Annotated in this window: 4 protein-coding genes and 1 pseudogene; 3 read left to right on the top strand and 2 right to left on the bottom strand. The window is 59.9% G+C overall.

The window, feature by feature from the left end:
- A pseudogene (locus tag AC5JJ6_RS36990) lies at nt 1-208 on the bottom strand (type I secretion system permease/ATPase); the annotation flags it as partial.
- A gap of 394 nt (nt 209-602) precedes the next feature.
- Here AC5JJ6_RS36990 and AC5JJ6_RS36985 point away from each other — a divergent pair.
- A complete protein-coding gene (locus AC5JJ6_RS36985; RefSeq protein ID WP_496046823.1) occupies nt 603-1,706 on the top strand; it encodes a hypothetical protein in 1,104 nt (367 codons plus the stop codon).
- Nucleotides 1,707-1,759: 53 nt separating this feature from the next.
- Here the strand turns inward: AC5JJ6_RS36985 and AC5JJ6_RS36980 are convergent, their stop codons facing one another.
- Complete coding sequence (locus AC5JJ6_RS36980; RefSeq protein WP_496046822.1) at nt 1,760-3,055, bottom strand: pentapeptide repeat-containing protein; 1,296 nt, start codon at nt 3,053-3,055, stop codon at nt 1,760-1,762.
- 158 nt (nt 3,056-3,213) lie between these two features.
- On the opposite strand from AC5JJ6_RS36980, the gene AC5JJ6_RS36975 reads away from it, so the two are divergent.
- Both AC5JJ6_RS36975 and AC5JJ6_RS36970 read left to right on the top strand, forming a co-directional pair.
- Nucleotides 3,214-4,551, top strand: coding sequence for a hypothetical protein (locus AC5JJ6_RS36975; protein WP_496046821.1), 1,338 nt, complete (start codon nt 3,214-3,216; stop codon nt 4,549-4,551).
- Nucleotides 4,552-5,064: 513 nt separating this feature from the next.
- Nucleotides 5,065-6,130 (top strand): PAS domain-containing protein (locus tag AC5JJ6_RS36970; RefSeq protein WP_496046820.1); only part of this gene is annotated, 1,066 nt, incomplete at its 3' end.

The following is a 6,130-nucleotide window of genomic DNA, read 5'->3' as shown; positions in this document are numbered from 1 at the left end:
ACATGGTTCCCAGCAAGCCGACCGTGATCAGGGTCAGCATGAACAGGGTGGCCTCGCTGTGACTGTGCAGTACCCGGTCATAGACCTGCATCATGTAGAGCGAGGGAACCACCATCAGGAGGTTGATCACGGAGCTGAACAGCGCGGTCATCACGAAGGTGCCGCGGCAGGTCGCCAGTACCGCTCCCAGTTCGGATCTTTTGGTCATTTACCGGGGCTTTGACAGTTGCTCGAAAGATCCCTGCAGGGCGCGGTGTCAGGAGCGGGAGCCACTCGCGCGGGAGACCATTGCCGGTGACTCTGCCGCCGTGATGATTAACGCGAGATTAAGGCCGGGGCCTCGGTCTCGTTCGAAGTTGACTGAACCAGGAAGATGACATCCTGACCATACCTGTCGGTCAGGTGTTAACATCGACGACACAAGATGCTATGACTTCCATGATGTTGAAAGGGTTAGTCAAAGTTCGTGCGTTTATGCCATTGCCGTAATCGTCACAGGGGCTTAACAGGTTTATTTAAAATATTTAATTATGGGAGGGAGCATCAGTGGCAGCAGCACTGAGTTTCGCATTGGTAAAATTGAATTTGATTGGATTTTTGCCATGCTGACTTGGCTCGATTACTATATCGAACAGATACTCAACAACTGGAAGCACCTGGTTGGTCCTGAAGGGCCGATCAGGGAAGCGAACGGGTCGGAGGTCGCCACCGAGATCGAAGCGTTCGCCAGGATGAAAAGGGCGAACGACTATGTGGATCAGCTCGATATCGTCCGGCATCTGGCCTATCGGCTGACGATCCAGTCCAACGATTTCTCGTTCAGGATGCGAGCCGCGGGTCTGGGCTCCAAGGGGCGATTCAGGAACGGCGAGCGCATGTGGCCATGGTTCATGGAGGCTGCCTGCTTTGCGGAACTGCTGCCGTTCCTGGGACGCGGCGCCGGCGCGCCAGGCTGGCCGCATGAGTTCGCCGGACGGGGCGATATCGATGTCGAGACGATCACCGCGGTGCAGCCCGACGCCGCCCTGGTCCAGCTGCTGGCCGACGCCCGACCTCCTGCGGATCCGGAAGGCTATTTGGAGCGGGCACTGAGCGCGGGCGGCACCTGGTACATCGATCTGCCTCACAGATCCGTGCTTCTGGGGGACGGAGAGGTGCGGGCGATCTTCCTGATGCCCGGTCTGCAGACCGGGCACCGGGTCACGGCCGTGATCACGCCTCCCGGACAGGACAAGGTCAGGGGCCGCGTGATATGGCACCTCGGCGCCCCGGAAGACTGCTATGGCCACCTGATCAACGGCGTGGATATGAAAACCATAGCCGGACAGGTGAACGACCTCGTCCGGCTGCTCGTTCTCTACCGTGCCACTGCCGAGAGTGCCGCGCGCTCCGAGCTGAAGCACATGGATGCCCGGCAGCTGAACCAAAGTCCGCGCCGAATATCCCAGAACCGCAAGAAGACCTCCCTGTTCCGCGTCGAATGGCTGGCAGCGCCCGCCGATCGGTTCGGGCGTCAACCGCTGTCGAACGGACATACCGGCGGCTGGACGCTCGGATGGCGGTCGGAGGTTTCCGGGCACTTCAAGCTTCAGCCGCACGGTGTCAGCCGGTCACTCAGGAAGCTGATCTGGATCGATGCCTACGAGCGCGGCCCGAAGGATGCCGCCCACAAGGTCAGGCTTGAACGCCTGACAAAACCAGCCTGATCCGGCGAGAATTCCGTCAGAGCATCCGTACTCCTCCTCGCCTGAGCGCCCTGTCAGTCATCATCCATGTCAGCGGGCAGGATGGCGCCTTCCAGCTTCGCTCCGTCCAGAACTGCTCCGGTCAGATTGGCGTCGATCAGAATCGCATTGGTCAGGTCGGCGCCGCTGAGGTCGGCATGGGCGAGATTGGCATCACGGAGGTTGGTGCCGATCAGGCTGGCGCCGACAAGCCTGGCCCCGCTCAGATTGACAGGCCACCTGCGCCCGGTAGCCAGCCCGCCCCCGCTTTTGATGTCGACCGATCCCAGCTTCGCACCATCGAGCCGTGCACCGCTGAGGTCACTGCCGCGCAGATTGGAGCCATCCAGCGTTGCCGCGGTGAAGTCCACATCGCGCAGAACAGCGTCGGAAAGGTCCGACATGACGATCAGAACCTCTTTCAGCGTTGCGCCGGATAGATTGATCCCCCGCAGATTGGCGCCGCTGAGATTGACCTGGGTCAAGTCGATATAGGACAGATCGTGACCGGCCAGTTCCGCGCGCTCTCCCCTGGCGCCGTTGCTTTTTACCCAGGTGAAATGCCCTTCCAGACGATTCTGGATCGTCGGCGGAAACTGATCGGCGTTTCTGCGGATGTTCGCCCCTGTACAGTCGACGCCGGTCAGATCAACCCCGTCGAGATTCGTCCCCATCAGATCCGCATTTCTCAGGCTGGCGCCCATCAGGGTCGCCCCGGTCAGATTAGCGTCCTTCAGGGATGCGCCTGACAGGTTGGCGCCGCTCAGGTTCGCGCCCTTGAAATCGACCGAACCCAGGTTGGCGTCGCGCAGACTGGCATTGCTGAGGTTGACACCGGCCATCAGGGCGCCCTGGCAGTCGGCTCCATTCAGTCTCGCCTCCGACATGTCGGCGCCGGAAAGATTGGCTCGCGCCAGCAGGCCGTCGTCGAAATCGGCACCGCGCAGATCCGAACGCTGGACACTTACCGAATTGCTCCCCTTGTGGTCGAGCAGAGCACCGCCCCTCAGGTCCGCTTCCCGGAGGTTGGCGTTTCGGAGCCGTGCCCCTCGAAGATGTGCCCCCCGCAGGTCGGCGCGCTCGAGATTGCAGCCTGTCAGGTCAGCCGCTTTCAGATCGGCGGCGAACAGGTCGGCCTCGGAAAGATCACTCTGCTTCAGATCGCAGTTGGTCAGGATCGCACCTGCCAGCTTGATCTTCCGCAGGTTGGTCCTGGCGAGGTACATTCCCCTCAGATCGGCCATGGCCAGACAGGCCCGCGCGCCGCCGGTGCGCCTGGCGAGCCAACGGTCGTGCTTGTCGATGATGGCCAACAACTCGTGCGGGGTCATCAAGCCTCCTGCGCCTCAAGATTCATCCAGCCTCCAAGTGCAACAAAAAGTTTAAGATTTCGGTGTAATTTCTTGAAGTTCGATACCGGACCCAGCCCGATCCGTTCGGGCCGACAGCTGTCCAGGCGGGATTGATGGCTCGAGCGGGGCGAGCAAAGATGATCAAGGGACGGGTATTCCACTATGAAATCCTGGTTTTCCAGGAAGGGCGCTGGACCATCAGCAGCGTGGTCAAAGACGGCCAGTCGGAAAGCGGTGAACAGGAGGCCATCGACGTGGCGCGCCTTCGGCTGGCGAGCGGCGAGTGCGACGAGGTCAAGATCGTCCGTGTCCGCAGCATGATCACCGGCTACTCCACCAAGGCGGACATCTTCCACGAGGTAAAAGCGTCGGTAAAAGAAAAGCCTATCATCGTCAAAGGTAAAGTCGAGCGCGTTGGTCCCTGCACCGCATTAAGCGATCTTTATGGCCTGGAAAGCCGGATGATACTGGGCCTGCTGTTCAGGATGTTCTTGGACAAGTACCAGATCACGACGACGGAGCTCCTGCACAATTGGACTTATCTGAGGAAGCTTCAGGACACCGGCAGTCTCATCAACACCGCCACTCACCAGGTCGCGGCGGCACAGGCCAAGGAGCTTGGCGTTCCCGCCAGGGACCGGATGCGGGCATTGGAAAAACTGATCAGTGAAGGGATGTCCCAGGCGCGCGACCTTGCCGCGGAAAAACGCCGGCTGCCACGCTTTGACCCGCAGAACCTCGAGCATTTCAGCCGGCGGGTGAGGGCGAAAGAGGGTGCCGAGCGCCATGATTATGTCTTTACCGCTCTTCTGTGCGATCACCTGCTCAGCTACCCGTCGGTCGGTGGGAAACTGGAAGCGGTTATCGGTCTCATGAGCGGCTCCGGGGCTGTCGCAGCGGCTGATGACCTGGACCGACAGCTCTGTGGGTTGATGGAGGGCATTGCGGCCGACGCCCTGGGAAACTCTGACACAGTCAAGGAGCTGCTTGGCCCCCAGCGCCATCTCGCGGCCTCCCTGTGCCGGCTGGCCGACTTCCTGCACGGCCGCCTGGACCTTGGCGCGACTGGCACGAATCCATTGCTGGCGCAGCTTGGGTCGCTGATGCGTGACGGGCGGGCGCCCTCCTGCCGCGCCATACTGCTCGAGCGGCTGATGACGGAGCTGAGACGCAATCACCCACTGGACCGTAAGGAGCCCGAGGCTGAGGGCCGGTTGCTGGAGGAGGTGATTCATCATCTGCGCCTGGACGGCACGGACGAGCTGCTCGGAGGATCGGTCGCTGAGAAGGCTGTGTCCGTTCGGCTTCTGCGCCATCGCCAGGGCGTGCTGCGCAAGGGCGGCATGCTCGAAGCGGCGGACGCGCTGGCACGCAACTGGAACCCTGACATCAGGCTGCTTGGCAAGCGGCGACAGATCGATACAGGAAATACACAGATCGCTATGGGTAATTTCTATCAACCGACGTCAGGATAGGGTCCATCCGCATTCCCGGTGCAGCGATATCGGGCTGAAGCACCACCAATTCAGGCGGGTTCGAGGCTTGTCTTGAATGTCGATCAAGGAACTGACAAGGCATCACTTTGAGATCCGGCATTAAGCTTGGCTCTTTCTGGGTTTCGAGGCGGTGGCAGTTTGAGCGTGATGAGGTGCGCCGAGACGTCATTCGCCGGGCACAAGGGCAATCCAGCCGCGGTCGCGAAAAAAACCGGGCTGGACGGGGCCGTCGTCTGAGATGCAGAAGCTGCCGCTTTATCTCGGCTTCTTTCAATTCGTCCACAATACCCGCCGGCGGGGCAAAGTGCTGCTCGGCGCCCTCATTGCCACCCTCGTCGAATGATCAAACCGCCACCACCCCGCAACCCAGGAAGAGTCTCTTGAGTGAGGTTCGTCAGAACTTAAGAAGTTCGCGTTTAATATAAGTGACGATCAGCCTATGCGTATCGTAAATCATAGGCGGCATGTCTAACCCTTGCCAAAGGCTTTTCAATGCGCGTCAATGAGCCTGTCACAGGTCAGGAGGTTCTGCTTCCGGATGGCGAACTGCTGGTGTCCCGAACCGATGCCGGGGGTCGCATAGAGTTCGCCAACAAGGCATTTGTCGATATCAGTGGCTTCTCGGAACAGGAGCTGTTCGGCGCTCCGCACAACATCGTCCGCCATCCCGATATGCCAAAGGAAGCATTTCAGGATCTCTGGGCCACCATCAAGAGCGGCCAGTCCTGGGAAGGCTTGGTCAAGAACCGCACCAAAACTGGTAATTTCTACTGGGTCCGGGCGAATGTTACGCCCATCATGGAAAATGGTAAGCTCGCAGGTTTTATTTCCATCCGCTCCAAACCAAGCCACGAGGATGTCGCGACGGCCGAGGCACTTTACGCGTCCATGCGCCGGGGACAGGCGCGCGGCGTTGCCATCCAGGGCGGACAGATCGTTGAAACCGGCCTCTCACATCGCCTCGTCAGATCGTCCCGCAGCATCAAGGGACGGCTGATCGGCGCCTTTGTCATCATGATCATCATGATGGTGACCGTGGGCGCGCTGGGACTTTCGGGCATGAATGCGTCCAACACCAAAATACAGACAGTCAGGTCCGAGACCGTTCTGCCGCTGCGCAACCTCAAAGTCATTTCCGATGCCTATGCCGTGTCGATCGTCGACGCTTCACACAAGGTTCGCAACGGCAACATGAACTGGGACGAGGGAGCGGCATCGGTCGAAAAGGTGCGTTCCGTCATCCAGGCAGGCTGGACCGAGTTCCGGCACATTCAGCTGTCCGATGAGGAGAAAGCCGCCTTTAGCAGAATAGAAGCCCTTCTCACCTCAGCCGATACAGTCGTGGCTCGTTTGCAGGATGTTCTAGCCCGCACCGATGCAGTCGCTCTGGACGACTTGGTGCGGCATGAACTGTACCAAGCCATCGATCCGCTTACGGATCAGATTTCTCATTTGACGGACATGCAGCTGATCGAGGTCGAGAAAACGATCTCGGCCGCGCAGAGCGAGTTCAAGTGGCTGACCGGACAGATCATGGCTATTCTCCTGGCCTGCTCAC

The sequence above is a fragment of the Skermanella sp. genome (assembly GCF_059503625.1).
The sequence above is the reverse complement of the archived record's forward strand: the minus strand, read 5'-3'. Positions and strand labels throughout refer to the sequence as shown.

Bases quoted from the DNA above. Each gene is read 5' to 3' on its own strand.
- AC5JJ6_RS36975 (WP_496046821.1), top strand. From the start codon at position 3,214: ATGATCAAGGGACGGGTATTCCACTATGAAATCCTGGTTTTCCAGGAA.
- AC5JJ6_RS36980 (WP_496046822.1), bottom strand. From the start codon at position 3,055: ATGACCCCGCACGAGTTGTTGGCCATCATCGACAAGCACGACCGTTGG.
- AC5JJ6_RS36985 (WP_496046823.1), top strand. From the start codon at position 603: ATGCTGACTTGGCTCGATTACTATATCGAACAGATACTCAACAACTGG.